This is a genomic window from Anaerotruncus massiliensis (ex Togo et al. 2026) (assembly GCF_900199635.1).
GTDB lineage: Bacteria > Bacillota > Clostridia > Oscillospirales > Ruminococcaceae > Anaerotruncus > Anaerotruncus massiliensis.
The window spans coordinates 1,156,206-1,171,685 of sequence record NZ_LT962687.1 but is presented as its reverse complement, the minus strand read 5'-3'; the positions used below and the strand labels follow the sequence as shown (position 1 = coordinate 1,171,685).

Here is a 15,480-nt window from a genome sequence, read left to right as displayed (position 1 = left end):
CCTCTCACTGGCGGCCGAGCGCGGCCTGCACCTTGCCCAGCGTTTCCTTGTCGGCGTAATTGTCATAGATCGGCTGCACGGCCGCGCGGAAGGGCTCCAGATCGGGCGTCGTGAACTGGACGCCCTGTCCCTCCAGCTCCGCCTGAAGCTGCGCCTCCATCTCCTTGACGGTCTGCCGCTCGAAATCGCACGCCTCCTTCGCGGCTTCGCGGACCGCCTCCTGAAGCTCGGGGCTCAGGCTGTCCATAAAGGATTTGCTCGCACCGAACGGGATGGAATCGTACATGTAGTTGATCCAGCCGTAATACTTCTGCACCTCGCCAAAGCCGGAGGTCGCGAAATTGCTGATCGGCACCTCAGCGCCGTCCACGACGCCGGTCTGCAGGGCGCTGTAGAGTTCGTTCCACGCGATCGGCGTGGGACTGGCGCCCAGCGCGTTCCAGGTGTTGATGTAGACGCTGCCCTCCGGAGTCCGGATTTTAAGGCCCTTCACGTCGTCGATCGAATTGACCGGGCGTTTGGAATTGCTGAGCTGCCGGAAGCCCGCCTCAAAATTTCCGACGATCTCGATCTGGTTCTCAAGCAGCGGCTTGTAAAGCTCCTGCCCGACCGGACCGTCGAGGACCTCATAAACCTCCTCGCGGCTCTCAAACATAAATGGGAGCCCGAACACCTCGAGCTTCGGCTCGTACGCCTGCGAAAGCACGCCCATGCCGCCCACGGCGAATTCGACCGTCCCGAGCTTGAGCCCCTCAAAGAGGTCCCGTTCCGCGCCGAGCTGCCCGTTCGGATAGATTTCAATGACGACCTTCCCGCCCGTTTTCTCTTCCACCAGCTCCTTGAACTTTTCCGCTCCCGTCTGATAGGGAGACTGCGGAGAAAGCGCATGTGCAAACTTTGCGACGATCACGCCGCCTCCGTTCTCCCCGGCGGCCTGCGCCGACGGACTGCCCGCCGGCAAATCCGACTGTTTCCCACAACCGCTGAATGCAATGAGACAAACCATACAGACGGCCAAACCGATGCAAAATAGCTTTTTCATCTTTTCTACCCATTCCTTCCAGGTCGTCGGTTTCTGTTCTCTTCCTACACTTTACGGGGCCCTGATTCAGGCACCAGCCCGATTCGGATGCAGTCCTCCGGTCCCTCCAGAAAAAGCCGCATCGCCTCCTCCGCCTTTTCCAGCGGGAATCTGTGGGAAATCATCTTTTCCACGGCATATTTCCGGCTGTTGATGAGCGCCGCCGCCTCCCCGACGTCCCACGACTGCCCGTGGCCGCCCCGGACCACCAGCTCGTTGTTGACGATCACGTCCGTCTTGAGCGGGACCTCCCTGCCGCCGTTGACGCCCGCCAGCACAACCCGTCCGCAGTCCCGCGGGAGCCGAAAGGCCGTCTGCACAGACGCGGGCACGCCGGCGCATTCAATGACGACGTCCGCCATTTTCCCACCCGTAATCCTGCGGACCTCTTCCGCTGGGTCGGTTTTTTGCAGGTCGATGATGAAATCCGCGCCGAATTCCCGAGCGACCTCAAACTTGACGCGGTCCTTGGTAAGGCCGATCACCATGATCGGGTATGCCCCGGACTCCTTTGCCGCGACCACCGAGGCCAGCCCCTGCGCGCCCGCGCCGACGATCGCGACGCTCTCCCCATACCGGACCTCGCCCTTGGTGCGCACCCACCGGACGCCGTTTCCGATGACCGAGGAGAGGCAGGCGGCCTCCGCGGGGACCTCCGGCGCGATCCGGTGGAGCCTGCTCCCGGGCGCCACAAAGAGATACTGGCTGTACGCCCCCCACAGGTAGGGCGGCTTGTCACAGTTCAGCGCGACCCCATAGGTCATATGGGGCAGGTGCGCCTGATAGAGGCCGGTCAGGCAGTACTCACATTTGTTACAGGCGATATAGGGCTCCACCGTGACCCGGTCGCCGACGTCCACGCCGTACTCCCGTTTAGCGGCCGCTCCGAGCCTGTCGACATAGCCGACGACCTCATGCCCGAGAATCTTCGGGAAGGAGGAGAGCCGGTGGCTCCCACGGTAGAGGAGCCGGTCGCTTCCGCAGATGGAAACCATCTCGACCCGCAGCAGGAGATCCCGGTCGCCGGGCTCGGGAATCGGGAACTCCTTTTTTACAAATTTGCCGGGTTCCTCCAGCACCATCGCATAACATTTTTCCATGCGGTTTCCCCCTTTCAAAGATCCCACCGCGCGGCCGCGGCCGTCATCTTTTCTTCCGCTGCTTCCACCGCCGCCGAAAAATCCGCCGCGTCGATCCAGCGGGTCCTGACCGCCGACAGACGTTTTGCGTTCTGCACGACCAGCCGCAGCGCCCTCTCGTAATCCCACGACGCATTCCCGACGCCGGTGACCGTCATTTCATGGTGCAGAAGCTGCCCGGCGGGCAGGTCCGCCAGCTCCGGGGGAACCGCGAAAACGAGCCGTCCCTGCGGACAGGGGGCGCGCCACGCCCGTTCCACATTTTCACGGGCCGCGTCCGACACGAGAACGATGTCATACCCTCCCGCCGCGACCTCCCCGGTAAAAACGCAGCCGCAGGCTTCGGCGGCCGCACGGTCCGTTTCCAAAGCGTCCGGAGCGTAAATCTCGGCGGCTTCCATTCCGACCCCCTCTGCCGCGAGGCAGGCAAGAACGGCAAACAGGTCAAGCCCCAGCACCAGCATCCGTTTTCCCAGGCCGCCTTCGCCGCGCTTGATGACGGCGCGCAGGGCCCGCTCCGCCGTTCCGAGCAGCACGGCCGATTCCAGCGGCAGGTCCTCGGGGAGCTTATGTACGCGGGAATTCGGGAGCACCGACACATATTCGCTGAACCCTCCGGCCAAAAGCTCCGGGCGCTCCGCGAGGGGGAAGGAGCCGTAGCGGAGCTGTTCCCGGCAAACGGAATAGTTCCCCGTCAGGCAGGGCTTGCAGAAGCCGCAGACGATGTTCGGCTCGATATAGACCATATCCCCCTCCGAGACCTTCCAGGTTTCCGCCGCAGCGGGCGGGGCGGAAACCACCCGCCCGATGATCTCGCCGCCCGGGATAAAGTCCCGCAGCCGGCCGTCCATCGCGCCGTCCAGCCGTAGATCGACGAGGCCACGCCTCCCGAAGGGCGCCGCGGCGACCTTGACGATCAGTCCCTCCGCGCCGCAGGCGGGCACCTCGAACTCCCGCACCGTGTAATCGGGGAACCGGCCAACCACAACCGCTCTGCTTTTCATTTACATCCCCCTCTCATCCATCGCCAGCAGCATCGGCTCCTCCAGCAGATTCTTCATCCTGCCCAAAAACCGCGCCACGGTCGCCCCGTCCATGATCCTGTGGTCGTAGGAGACGCAGAGATTCATGAGTTTTCGGGCCACGATCGCGCCCTCCTTCACGGCCGGTTTCTCCAAAATCGCGCCCGTCCAGATGAGCGCGCTCTGCGGGGAGGAGATCACCGGGGTGGAGATCACCGACCCATATGCGCCGGCGTTGGAAAGGGTGATTGTCGCACCGCCGACATATCGGGGGTCCGTGACGCCCTCCCGGGCCTGTCCGGTCAGGGCGTCCAGCTCCCGCGCCAGCTCCCAGAAAGCCTGATCCTGCGCGCCCTTGACAACCGGGACGATCAGGCCGCGTTCGCTCTGGACCGCGATCCCGAAATCGACATTCCGCCGGATCACGATTTCGTCTCCCTCCAGCGCGGAGTTGAGCACCGGGTATTCGCGGACCGCCATCACGGCCGCCCGGATGAAGAAGGGCATGAAGGTGAGCCTGATTCCGAGCCGCTGCGCCAGCGTGTCTTTCCATTTTTTACGCAGGAGGTCCGCCTCGGTCATATCCACCTCGACCGCCGTCGTCACCTGCACCATTTCGCTCCGGCTCCGCGCCAGCTTGTCGGCGGTCTTCTTCCGAACGCCCGAGAAGGGGATCCGTTCCTCGGCGGCGGAAACCGCCTGCACCTCCGGCGGCGTTTCCTGATACGCCGCCACGTCCTCCTTCGTCACCACGCCGTCCGGCCCCGATCCGCGAACCCGCGCGAGATCGATTCCCTGCTTTTTGGCAAGCGCCTTGGCCGCGGGGGTCGCCCGGACCCTGGCCGCGGGTTCGGGCTTTTGCGCGCGGACGGGTTCCGGCGCAGCTTCGGACGCCGCGCGTCCGCCTTCCGCCCTGCCGGCATAGCGTTCTCCCACCGCGCCCACGACCGCGAGCGCCTCGTTCACTTTGACGATCCCGCTGACCTCGCAGAGCCTTTTGAGCAGGACGCCGTCCATCGGAGATACCACTTCAAACGACACCTTATCCGACTCGACCTCCGCGATGGGTTCCTCCTTCGCCACCGGCTGGCCCTCCTCCTTGAGCCATTTCACGACCGTCGCCTCCAAAATGGCCACGCCCAGGCTCGGCAGCGTCACTTCCACAGACACATTCCATTCCTCCTCATACGATCTCTTTAACCGCCCCGACGATCTCCTCGACCGAGGGAACCATCATCTTCTCCCCATAGCGCCCCGCGGGGAGCGGCGCGTCCACCGCACCGAGCCTGCGCACAGGCGCGTCGAGGCAGTCGAGCATCTCTTCCGCCGCGATCCCGGCGATCTCTCCGCCGACGCCGCCCCGCTTCACGCCGTCCTCAACCACGACGAGCCGTCCTGTTTTGGAGAGGGAGGCGCGCAGCGCCTCCTTGTCAAAGGGGACCAGCGTCCTCGGATCCAACACCTCCGCCTCGATCCCCTCCTTTTGCAGGAGCTCCGCGGCCTCGAGCGACTTTTTCAGCGGATATCCCCACGACACGATCGTCACGTCCGCGCCCTCCCTTCGGACGGCCGCTTGTCCGAAGGGGATGGTGTATTCCTCCTCCGGGACCTCGCCCTTTGTCCCGTAGAGCAGCTTATGCTCGAAGAAAATCACCGGGTTGTTGTCGCGGATCGCGGTTTTCAGCAGGCCCTTCGCATCGTAGGGCGTGGAGGGGATCACGATTTTAAGGCCCGGGAAGTGGATGAAGGTGGCCTCCAAATCCTGCGCGTGGTGCGCGCCCGAGCCGGAACCGACGCCGCATCCGGCCGCCCGGATCGTCATGGGGACCCGAAATGCCCCGCCGCCGTTCATATAGCGGTATTTCGCCGCTTCGTCTGCCACCGCGTCCGCCGCCAGCAGAAGGAAATCGCTGTACATCAGCTCCACGACCGGTCTGCTTCCGACAAGCGCGGACCCCAGCGCCGAGCTGACGAAGCCATTTTCGGAAATCGGCGCGTGCAGGACGCGTCCGTCTCCGAACTTCTGATTCAGGCCGTTTGTGACCCCCCAAACGTTGTATTTTAAATCCTGTCCGATCAGGTAAACCCTTTCATCCCGCGCCATCTCTTCGGACAGCGCCTCTTTGAGCGCATTGGAAAATGTGATGATCCTGCCCACTGCATATCCCTCCTCAATCGGCGTAAACGTCCTGATAGTATTCCTCCCGTTCCGGGTAAGGGCTTTCGATTGCAAACTGCGCGGCCTTTTCCATTTCGGCGACGGCGTCCGCTTTGATCACCGCGATTTCCGCCTCCTTCAGGCAGCCGAACTCGAGCAGGCTTTCCTCCATCAGGCGGATGGGGCATTTCTGTTTCCATTCCTCGATCTCTTCCAGCGTACGGTACCCTCCCATCGCGTTCCGGTCAATCGGGTTGTGGCCTTCCCAACGGTAGGTCTTTGTCTCAATCAGCGTCGGACCTTTCCCGGCGCGTGCACGCTCGACCGCCTGCCGGGTGACGTCATAGACCGCAATCGCATCGTTTCCGTCGACGATATAGCCGGGCATCCCATAACCCGCCGCGCGGTCCGCGATATCCTCGCAGGCAGTCGTCTCCTCCATCGTGCAGGTGATCTGATAGAGGTTGTTTTCACAGAAATAGATCACCGGTGCTTTCCAGACTCCGGCCAGGTTGAGCCCCTCGTGAAAATTGGCGTTGTTGCTCGCGCCGTTCCCAAAAAATGCGACGCACACCCGGTCAAGCCCCTGCATCCGCATACTCAGCCCGACGCCCGCCGCAATCGGCAGGTGCGCCGCCTGGACTCCCGGCCGACCCAGAATTCCAAGCTCGTAGCAGCCCAAATGCGGACCGCCCTTTCCCCGGTTGTAGCCCGTCTTTTTTCCCAGCAGCTCGGCAAGCAGGATGTGCGGCTTCATTCCTTTCCCGATCGCCCAAGCCCATCCCCGGTGATAGGGCATGATGTAATCGCTCTCCGCGAGCGCGGCGCAGGCGCCGATCGGGCCCGCTTCCTGACCCAGCGTGGAGTGTTCGGAGATGGAAAATCCCCGATTCAGCATCTCCTTGATCTTTTCATCCAGCGTTCTTGTGCGGACCATATCGACATACATCCGGCGCAGGGTTTCCTTTGAAATCCCCTGCATGATTTCCCTCCGGTCCCGCTCCGTGCGGGTGTGGCTGGCCGCCGTTTCAATCATCTCGATCGTTCTTCCACCGTGGCACACATTGCTCATTGTGATTTCATCCCTCCCAGTTCGTCTGTCCTGTCCCGAGGGGCAGCACGTTTATAACGAAGGCTCCCTTGTGCGCACAATTTCACCTTGCTTACCATAATTCCAGCCTGTTTTTGGGTACAACGAATCTATCCCATTGCATTCGGCATGCAATAAGACGAAACCCACGATGTCAATTTTGAAAAAAGGACCGATTCCCTTAAAAATGCGTATAAGAAACAAGCCTTATTGCCGGGCGCAATAAAACAAAACGTTCTGATTCAACATGTACTGCGCTACATCAAACGCCGCGGCGGTTTATTCCCGCCCGTGCTTGCGGTTCGTCTGAGGGTCCATCCGGACGATCATTTCAATGTTGTCCAGATGGGCGCAGATACGCTCTTTCGCCAAGGCCTTGTCGCGGCCGCGCACCGCCTGCAGGATCCCGTCGTGCTCCTCCACGATTTTGGCAGCTCTGCCTTCCACCGCCAGTCCTCTGGCGCGGATGTCGGCGAGCATGCTCACCACGAAATCCTCAACCGCCACCATAAACGCGTTGTGGCTTGCCTCGGCCAGTCCCATGTGGAACTCGTGGTCGATTGCGACGTCTTCAGGGTCCATGCGCTGCTTTTCCACCGCAGCTTCAATTCGCCGGATATCCTCCTCCAAGCCGCGCTCGCAGGCAAGCCGTACGATCGTGGACTCCAGCATCCGCCTGAACTCGATGAAATCAAACATGATATCATCCTGGTCCGAAATGCGGATCATCGAGATCGCCTTTTCAAAATATTCCGCGCCTTTGATGACGACCTTGCGGTTTCCACGGCTCTCAATGACACCCAGGAATTCCAGTACCGCCAAGCTCTCCCGCAGGGAGCCGCGCCCAATTCCCAGGTTTTCCGCAAGCTCCCGTTCGGGCGGCAATTCCTCGTTGATCCGGATTTTCCCGCTCGAGATCGCGTCCAGCAGGGTTTTCATTACTAACTCCGGGATCTTTGGTCCCGCTTGAATTTTACTAAAGATAACACTCCCTCCTTTGGTAAGACCAATATACCATTATACCATTCGCCGGTCAATCCCTTTTTGGATTTTCTATAAACTATCACGATTTTCAGGTGGGTTTTTTAGTGTTTTTTACAGATAAATGAGATTCTCATTCCATTTCTATAAATACCCGGTAACAACAAAAGCAAAACATGCACGCAAAAAACGGCCGGGAGGACCCGCAAGCGGGTCCTCCCGGCCGTATGTATGCTCACTCTCCACCGGCAGTTTCAAAGTGCGAAGATCTGGTGCGGGATATCCGGGTCCAGATCGATTTTGGGTGCGTCGATCACCTCGACCGTCGTATCAAAGCGCATCAGACGCTTATCGTCCGCCGTGTATACGGGCCACTCGGGCATGCCGGGCGCCTGCGGGTAAGCGTCTTTGATGAACGTTTTCCACGCCCCGAGCATCGTGGCCGACAGCTCTTCAAAGCCTTCGTACGTCTCTACGCCCGGCCATTCCTTGTCGTCGCCCATGACAAAGGCGCTGTCGATGCCGTGGTGCGCCCGCATCGGCATCTTATCCCAATCCAGACGGTAAAGGTAGAGTCTGTTTCCGCGGCCCGCCTTCGCGTAGGCGTCGAACAACTGGATGGTGGCGTTACCATAGAGGTATTTGCTGACGACGTCGATCATCTTCCGGTCGTCCCCTTCCGGAACCAGCCGTTCCAGCGTCCGTTTTGCGTAGCGCGCGTATTTTCCGAAGAGATTGACGAGCGTCGTGTCGTCCATCTTCTTCATGTCGCAGAAATCGTAATAGTAATGGAACTCGTCCCGGTTAAAGCCGCCGAGGATGTCGACGTAGTTGGCCTTACCCGACTCGATGATTGCCAGCGCGTCGTCTCCGTCAAAGTTGACGCCGTCAAACACGGGACCGCAGCTGTGCAGGTTGTTGAGCCCCGCGATGATCATTCCCTGCTTTTCCACCGCGGAATATGGAGACGCGTTCAGTCTGTTCATACTGCGTCTTCCGGATGGCGCGGCAAAAGTGGACGCGGTCGAATATCTGGAAAAGGCGGCCGCCGCCTGCGGCGGAGCGGGCCCCCGCCGCCTGATGGAGTATGACGCGGAATGCGCCGTGCTGCTGCAGCAGTCCGTCTCCTCCGATTCCAAACGCTTTCGGGAACTGGCTTCCCGGCTGGACGCCCTCGAACTGCCGCGCGACACGCATTACCTCTTTTATGAGCGGCTCAACGGCCTTGAGGAGGTCGCGCTGGCGGTCGAATCCCTCGCCCAGGTTCAGGAACAGTGCTTTTTTGCCCTCGGCACTTACGTATCCCTGCACCTGCCGTCCCCATCTCCAAAGCCCGTTTCGCAGGAGGAGCTCGAGGAGCGGGTCCGGGAGCTGCACAAGCGGCTGTACGCGGGCAACCAGTTCGGATTTATCACCCAATTGAAAGAGCTTTACTGCGGACTGCTGGCGGAGCACCGGCATCTCCCCTCCTGCCGCGTCGCGCATGAATTGATCCGCGACGTCTGGTTCTCCTATTCGGAGAAACAGGAAGGCGGCCTCGGGCATGATTTCCCCATGACCTTTGAGGAGGCGTCCAGCCTTAACGACCTTTACGCCGATATCTCCAACCATTTTATCCTGGCGTTCAACCACAGCGCCGCCGACTTCTCCGACATCATTTCCTGCGCGGTCGAGTTCCTGCAGGAACACTGCGCGGAGCCGATCGCGCTGGCGGAAGCGGCTCAATTTTTGGATGTGAGCGAGTCCTATCTGAGCCGCCGATTCCACCGGGAAACCGGTCGAACCCTCGTGGATTACCTTAATCATATCCGGATCGACAGGGCGCGGCTCCTGCTGAGCTCCTCCGGCCATCTCCGTGTGCATCGGGTGGCGGAATTGTGCGGTTTCAGCAACGCGCACTATTTCGCGCTGCGTTTTAAAAAAGAGGTCGGCATGACCCCCGTTTGAGTTCCAGAAACGGATGCGCGCATATTTGTATCAGGAAAATCAGGAGGCGCGGATATGAAAATCCTCGGCATCTCTCATGGGAAGGTTCGTTTCAACGACCTTCCGAAGCCACAAATCATCTATCCAGACGACATCCTCGTGAAAATTCAATACGCGCTTCTCCCGCCGGACGACCTCGAACTCTATTTGGGCGGAAACATGATCATCCCCAACCCCTATACGTTCGGCCAGGCCGGCTCGGGGATCATCGAAGAACTCGGTCCCGCCGCCTATCACAAGGGGCTGTCGGAGGGGGACCGGGTGGTCTGGTTCTACCGCGCGAACTGCGGGATGTGCTACCAGTGCAGCACCGGCAGGCCGCTGTACTGCCCCAACATGACCTACTGCACCACCTCCTTCGCGGAATACATGACCTGGAAGGAGGCCTATATCTACAAAATTCCGGATTCTCTGCCGCTGGAACAGGGCGTCTTTTTCCAGGACATCCTGGATTGCCTGCGCGTATTCCATGAAGCGGAGATCGACGCCGATTCCTCGATCGCAATCCTCGGCGTCAATCACAAGAGCCTTTTGATCGCCTGGTATGCAAAGCTCTGCGGCGTGCGCTCCGTAACCGTGGTCAGCCCCAATCCGGGGATGCTTCCGTACGCGAAACGGTTCGGGGCCGACCATGTGGTGCGGTTCGGCACGGACAACCTGCTGATGCTGTCGACCGAAATCAACGAGGCCTCCGGCGGTTTTCATGCGGTCATCGACTGCGGCGGAAGCCTTCCTCTGCTACGCGAGGCGATGGACGTCCTCATGTACGGCGGTTCCCTTGTCATCCCCCATGTCTACCGGCCGGGGTCAAAAATTTCGGTCAATCTCTCCGACTTCTATTTCAAGGAGCCCCGGATCAAGGTCTTGAAGCAGGGCGCGCTCGACGTTCCGAAAGCGCTTGATCTGATGCCCCGCCTCGGTCTGGAACGCCTGACCGAAAATCTCGTGCCGTTTGAAAACGCCCTGTCCCTGTTTTCGCCAAAGTATTATGAAAACCGGTTCTGCGGCATAGCACAGCTGCCCGGATAAAGCTTCCGGATCCGTGGATGGTCAATCGGGCCCGCCGATGATTCCGGCGGGCCCGATTCTTTTGCTGATCCGGTACAAGTGTCGTAGATACGCAAAACCGATGGGGTCCCCTTTTCAGCGCAGGACATGAAGAAAGCCCGCATATGAGCATTTTGCTCATATGCGGGCTTTTTCTTCTGGTCGGAATGTAATTATAGGACTTATAGAAGCCCAGTAATATCAACGGTTTGCAGACTGTCAGCAAGAGGTTCTTATCCCAAATCAAGTAATCCAAAATATTATCCAAACACATGAACTACTACCTATATTTTTTTCAATAGCTGTTCTTTCTTTCCTTGGAATTCTGCTTCGCTTAAAACGCCACTTTCCTTTAATTCTAATATTTTTTGGATCTGGGGCAGAATATCGTTCTGTGTTTCATCAGATTATTGCCTATTCAGAAAACCCGCTAATTGAGCGTACTTTCTCATCGTTGTTTTAATAGCATCCTTTATAGATGAAGGCATTGTGTTTTCGGATGAAAACACCTTAAGTTCTATTAATAGCTTTTTATCATCCACCTTTTCCCTACCGGTAAATATATCTGTCCGAACACTGCCAAATTCAGTTTGTATTGGGTATTCATATTTCGAGGCAAGACCACATTGACTTAAAACATAGCAAAGTCGTTTGCCTAACAAAACAGGTTTTTCGGTTACGGTCTTATACCATTCAGAAGCTTCCGCAGCACGATTCGATTCTCGTTCGCGTACGGGATTATAGTCGTACTCATTCCAATCACCTGAAACAACATGAAAAAAATGTGTTTGCTTAAAACGATGCAAATATGTCTTTGCCAGAGTCGGCGATTCCACATTAAGATCAGTGCAAAGTTTGTGTAAGTCAGCAACACGAATAGGAATAACACGAAAATCAAAGTATAGTCTTGCTCGGTTGAATTCATGCAACGGCAACTGCTTTTTGTCTTCCGCATTAAGCTGACTAAACCAATAGTCCCAGTTGAGAGTATATCCATCCCTAGGATTAGCAAACTGCATTACGCGTGTATTTCTTAGTCCATCCGCTACGGGCCATGTCAGTATAACCTGATATTTAGATAGATTTTGCATATCAGGTTCTTCTTTCAATAAAAGGTTTCCAACTTGCTCATTAGCAGCACCTAATGTAGTTGAATCCTCTGCTATATTTTTAATATCTTCATCAATAATTCCATAATCAGCCAAAGCCTTTTCAGCGTTATGGAAAGAGAATGTCTGTTTAATAATTGTAGGCCAAATTGATTTTTCTGGACCAGTGACTTCAAAATCAGATTCGAGTAATATGCGTCTATTGCGAGAAGTAGCATCTTGCAACTGCTTTTGAAATGACTTATCTGTTGTAAGCCATATAAATAGAGTCGGATAATCCCGCAATTCCGCCCGGTCAAGTAGACTTATATGCTCAACAAATTGAGTCGGAATACGTTCTTTCCCAATAACTTTTTCTTCAAATTGGTCAATAATTACAACCAAAAATTTACCATGCGCTTTCTTTTTTTCCAAAAGAATCCTATCCAAAAGTAAACTTTTTGATTCTATCTCGTCGCGCGTTAAAACAAGAGTATGTACCAAAGGTATATGAGTGCCAATTTCAATAGCAGCACAACTTTTACCTGCACCACTTTGCCCCCAAATTGGCAAGAACCGAATTCCGCCACTGATATCGATGGACTTTTTGGCCCTATTAACAAGCTCAAGTAACGCCTGATCTGGAATTAATCGTCCACGATATGCAGTATCTAAGTCCTCGTAACGAGACGGCAATCTCAAACTCATACTTTATTCCTCCAAAATTATACATCATGTAAATAGTATACACCTTGCTTGTATATAAATCAATTTAAACAAAGTAGAAGACCGCCGACAAAAGTCGACGGTCTTCTACCAATGGTCCGAATAGCGGGACTTGAACCCACGGCCTCTACCACCCCAAGGTAGCGCGCTACCAAACTGCGCCATATCCGGACGGCTATATTATATTAGCATAATCGGCAGGTAAAATCAAGAGGGTTTTTCACATTTTTCGCCTCTTATCCTTCCAGCCGGAAATCCAGCAGGTTCAAGCCCGTCTTCTCGTCGAAGACGCGGCCGACGCGGCCGGCAAGCGTGCGCAGGAAAAGTTCGGCAGTCGCGCTGACGCGCGCCTCGCTCAGATGCCCGCCGATCACCGACCCGTCCGCGCGGCCGAAGGAGGCGTGGATATGCAGGTAGGGCTCCCCCTCCCGTTCCGTGACGCTGCCCTCCAAGCCGGTCATCTCAAGCGGCTCGTCAAAGACATTCGGGCAGAAGCGCTTCTCTGCCAGATCGTAGACGCCGACCACAACATGGTCCATCGCGCCCAGCCCGGAGAGGGTCCCGAGCCGGACCTGCTCCGTGACGCACAGCTCCTTCAATGACGCGGCCAGCTCCTCCCCGCGTTCGAGGCGGATGGCATAGGTGTCACCGAATTTGTGAAAAAACATGGCCGTTCCCTCTTTTCAAATTCAAAAGATGTGATATAATAGTAATAGTTCCGATATTTATTTTCTGATCTTCATTTCAAACACCCAGAGTTCCATCGGGAAACCCGGGCCGGCCTCCCATGTCCGCCTCTCCAGGAGGCGCAGCCCCAGCCGCTCGCAGTAGTCCAAAGCGCGGCTGTTTTTCCGGTCCACCACCGCATATACGCGGGCAAGCCCCCGAGCGGCGCACTCCCTCTCGATGAGTTCCAGCATCCCGGTCACCGTGCGGTTCCCGTGATATTCCCCGCGGATATAGGCATGGTACACCCAGAGGGCGTCCTCCTTTTCCCGGAGGGCGGCATACCCGACCTCCGCCCCATCATAGCAGATGAGCCGGTACTCCATATGCCCTCCGTCGATCTGGCGGCGGACCGCCCCGGGAGACTGCCAGGTCCTGAGCAGATAGTCCAGTTCCATCGACCCGTAGACCCCCAGATAGCGATCCGTCCAGATTTCCCGGGCAAGTTCGCACACCGTTTCGATCTGCCCCGCCTGCTCTACCGGGATCCATTCCAGCATCTCCATTCGGTTCCGCCTCCTTCGGCCGGACTGCTTGCAAACCCATTCCCCTTTCCATTGGTATTATACCACAAACCCCCACCCGCGTGAAGATTTTTTTCGGCTGTTCCTATGAGGTTTCAATAAAAACAATATTCGCGCGTGGGTTGGACATCCTAAATCCCGGGGCCGTCCGGTCCTTTTCCCAGGGGAGCGGAAGCGCATGGCGTCCCTGCCGTGACCGGACTTGCCGTTCACGAATTTTTCGCTCTTTTTTCATGAAGCGCGGCATAGGATATGCTATAATAAAGATCAACCGATGGCCGGGGGCCGCCCGGCGCCGCGGCCGCATAATCCTGTTGACAGTGGCGGGCAGCCCCGTCATTTTCAGCCGCGCCGAAACGGCGCGGCAACAACGCAGACATCAAAGGAGGAAACATCCATGAGCCAGGAGCAGAAATTTTTCATCTGCAAGCACTGCGGGAACCTTGTCGGCATGATCCACAACGCGGGCGTCAAGATCATCTGCTGCGGCGAGCCGATGACCGAGCTCGTCCCCAACACCACCGACGCGGCGGGCGAAAAGCACCTGCCTGTGGTCGAGGTGTCCGGCAAGCAGGTCACCGTCTCGGTCGGGAGCGTTCCGCATCCGATGACCGAGGAGCACCACATCGCGTGGGTCTATCTCCAGACCGCCAAGGGCGGCCAGCGCAAGAGCCTGCCTGTCGGAGGCGAGCCGAAGGTCACCTTCCTGCTCGAGGACGACGAGCCCGTCGCGGCATTCGCCTACTGCAACCTGCACGGCCTTTGGAAGACCGTGGTCTGATCGGTCGGAGCCGGGAGGGCGGCCGTATGGCCGCCCTTTTTGCACAGGAAGATTCTGGTTTGTGGGAACCGCGTGAATGTGCTATCGTTAGATTGAAAACCATATGATGAAACCGGGGGGAATCCTGATGAAATACAATCCTGAAATGGAACGGGTCCACACCGCTCCGATCGCCGAGGAACTGGCCGCGCGGCCGGAGGTGTTCGTCAGCCGGGAGGAGGGCGTGTATTTCCAGAAGATTTCCGCCGTCTGCGACCGGGTCACCGAACGGCACATCCACATCCTGCTGATCACCGGGCCGTCCGCCTCGGGCAAGACCACGACCGCCAAAAAGATCGCGCACGAGCTGCGCGAGCGCGGCAAGGTGGTCAACCGCATCTCGCTGGACAATTTCTATAAATCGAGCGACCAGCTGCCCCGCTGGGAGGACGGCTACCAGAATTATGAGAGCGTCGAGGGGCTCGACCTCGACTGCTTCCGCGAAACGGTGCAGCGCCTGCTGCAGACGGGGCGCGCGCAGTTCCCCATCTTCGATTTCACGGCGGGACGCCGCTCGGAGAAGACCTTTGAAATCTCCTACGACGAGCACACCTACCTCATCATCGAGGGCATCCACGCCCTTAACCCGCTGCTCACCGACACGCTCGCCCCGCACCGCACCGTCAAGCTCTACATCAGCGTGCACAGCGACTTCGTGGACGACGGCGGGCGCATCCTGCTGGGCGCGCGCGACCTGCGCCTCACCCGGCGGCTGCTGCGCGATTTCTACTACCGGGGCACCGGCGCGGAGGAGACGCTGCGGATGTGGGACTATGTGCTGCGCGGCGAGGACCTCTATATCCGGCCCTTCCGCGAATTTGCGGACGCGCACATCAATTCCACCCACGATTACGAGCCATTCCTCTACCACGACACCCTCGCCGAAATGCTGCGGCAGACCGACCCGGACTCCCCCTACCGCGAGACGATCGGCCGGCTGACCGACTCCGCCCGGCACTTCTTCGGCATCGACCAGGCGCTGGTGCCCGCGACCTCCCTCATTCAGGAATTCATCAAGCGGGACTGACCGGCCATTTGAAACCGTTTCGGGAACCGCCCGGCTTATGCCGGGCGGTTCCTTTTGTTTCCTCC

At 57.9% G+C, this 15,480-nt stretch carries 15 protein-coding genes and 1 tRNA gene; 4 read left to right on the top strand and 12 right to left on the bottom strand.

Features of this window, described 5'->3' with window-relative positions:
* Positions 1-4: 4 nt before the first annotated feature.
* The 8 genes from C1A13_RS06070 to C1A13_RS06035 form a co-directional block, all read right to left on the bottom strand.
* On the bottom strand, positions 5-961 hold the full coding sequence (locus tag C1A13_RS06070) for a TRAP transporter substrate-binding protein (protein ID WP_172439190.1): 957 nt from the start codon (positions 959-961) through the stop codon (positions 5-7).
* Between the two features lie 125 nt (positions 962-1,086).
* Positions 1,087-2,181 (bottom strand): zinc-dependent alcohol dehydrogenase, encoded by a 1,095-nt coding sequence (locus tag C1A13_RS06065; protein ID WP_101550092.1) that lies wholly within the window; start codon positions 2,179-2,181, stop codon positions 1,087-1,089.
* Between the two features lie 14 nt (positions 2,182-2,195).
* A complete protein-coding gene (locus C1A13_RS06060) occupies positions 2,196-3,224 on the bottom strand; it encodes a zinc-dependent alcohol dehydrogenase (RefSeq protein WP_101550090.1) in 1,029 nt (342 codons plus the stop codon).
* On the bottom strand, positions 3,225-4,412 hold the full coding sequence (locus tag C1A13_RS06055) for a dihydrolipoamide acetyltransferase family protein (protein WP_101550088.1): 1,188 nt from the start codon (positions 4,410-4,412) through the stop codon (positions 3,225-3,227).
* A gap of 13 nt (positions 4,413-4,425) precedes the next feature.
* On the bottom strand, positions 4,426-5,400 hold the full coding sequence (locus C1A13_RS06050) for an alpha-ketoacid dehydrogenase subunit beta (RefSeq protein WP_207654181.1): 975 nt from the start codon (positions 5,398-5,400) through the stop codon (positions 4,426-4,428).
* Positions 5,401-5,413: 13 nt separating this feature from the next.
* Positions 5,414-6,472, bottom strand: a complete 1,059-nt coding sequence (locus C1A13_RS06045) for a thiamine pyrophosphate-dependent dehydrogenase E1 component subunit alpha (RefSeq protein ID WP_101550086.1) — start codon at positions 6,470-6,472, stop codon at positions 5,414-5,416.
* 297 nt (positions 6,473-6,769) lie between these two features.
* Complete coding sequence (locus tag C1A13_RS06040) at positions 6,770-7,429, bottom strand: FadR/GntR family transcriptional regulator (RefSeq protein ID WP_101550084.1); 660 nt, start codon at positions 7,427-7,429, stop codon at positions 6,770-6,772.
* 296 nt (positions 7,430-7,725) lie between these two features.
* Positions 7,726-8,457: a carboxylesterase family protein gene (locus C1A13_RS06035; protein WP_101550083.1), complete on the bottom strand. Its 732-nt coding sequence runs from the start codon at positions 8,455-8,457 to the stop codon at positions 7,726-7,728.
* Positions 8,458-8,485: 28 nt separating this feature from the next.
* On the opposite strand from C1A13_RS06035, the gene C1A13_RS06030 reads away from it, so the two are divergent.
* Both C1A13_RS06030 and C1A13_RS06025 read left to right on the top strand, forming a co-directional pair.
* Positions 8,486-9,418: an AraC family transcriptional regulator gene (locus C1A13_RS06030; protein ID WP_172439189.1), complete on the top strand. Its 933-nt coding sequence runs from the start codon at positions 8,486-8,488 to the stop codon at positions 9,416-9,418.
* A gap of 54 nt (positions 9,419-9,472) precedes the next feature.
* Complete coding sequence (locus C1A13_RS06025; protein ID WP_101550081.1) at positions 9,473-10,486, top strand: zinc-dependent alcohol dehydrogenase; 1,014 nt, start codon at positions 9,473-9,475, stop codon at positions 10,484-10,486.
* A 425-nt stretch (positions 10,487-10,911) separates the two neighbouring features.
* Here the strand turns inward: C1A13_RS06025 and C1A13_RS06020 are convergent, their stop codons facing one another.
* The 4 genes from C1A13_RS06020 to C1A13_RS06005 form a co-directional block, all read right to left on the bottom strand.
* On the bottom strand, positions 10,912-12,300 hold the full coding sequence (locus tag C1A13_RS06020; RefSeq protein WP_101550079.1) for a hypothetical protein: 1,389 nt from the start codon (positions 12,298-12,300) through the stop codon (positions 10,912-10,914).
* A 112-nt stretch (positions 12,301-12,412) separates the two neighbouring features.
* Positions 12,413-12,489 (bottom strand) — tRNA-Pro (locus C1A13_RS06015).
* A gap of 65 nt (positions 12,490-12,554) precedes the next feature.
* Positions 12,555-12,986 (bottom strand): PPC domain-containing DNA-binding protein, encoded by a 432-nt coding sequence (locus C1A13_RS06010; protein ID WP_101550077.1) that lies wholly within the window; start codon positions 12,984-12,986, stop codon positions 12,555-12,557.
* Between the two features lie 57 nt (positions 12,987-13,043).
* Positions 13,044-13,550 carry a GNAT family N-acetyltransferase gene (locus C1A13_RS06005; protein WP_101550076.1) on the bottom strand — a complete coding sequence of 169 codons (507 nt, stop codon included), beginning with the start codon at positions 13,548-13,550 and terminating at the stop codon, positions 13,044-13,046.
* Between the two features lie 415 nt (positions 13,551-13,965).
* On the opposite strand from C1A13_RS06005, the gene C1A13_RS06000 reads away from it, so the two are divergent.
* A complete protein-coding gene (locus tag C1A13_RS06000) occupies positions 13,966-14,349 on the top strand; it encodes a desulfoferrodoxin family protein (protein ID WP_101550074.1) in 384 nt (127 codons plus the stop codon).
* A gap of 127 nt (positions 14,350-14,476) precedes the next feature.
* Positions 14,477-15,415 (top strand): uridine kinase family protein, encoded by a 939-nt coding sequence (locus tag C1A13_RS05995; RefSeq protein ID WP_172439188.1) that lies wholly within the window; start codon positions 14,477-14,479, stop codon positions 15,413-15,415.
* The last annotated feature ends 65 nt before the right edge of the window (positions 15,416-15,480 follow it).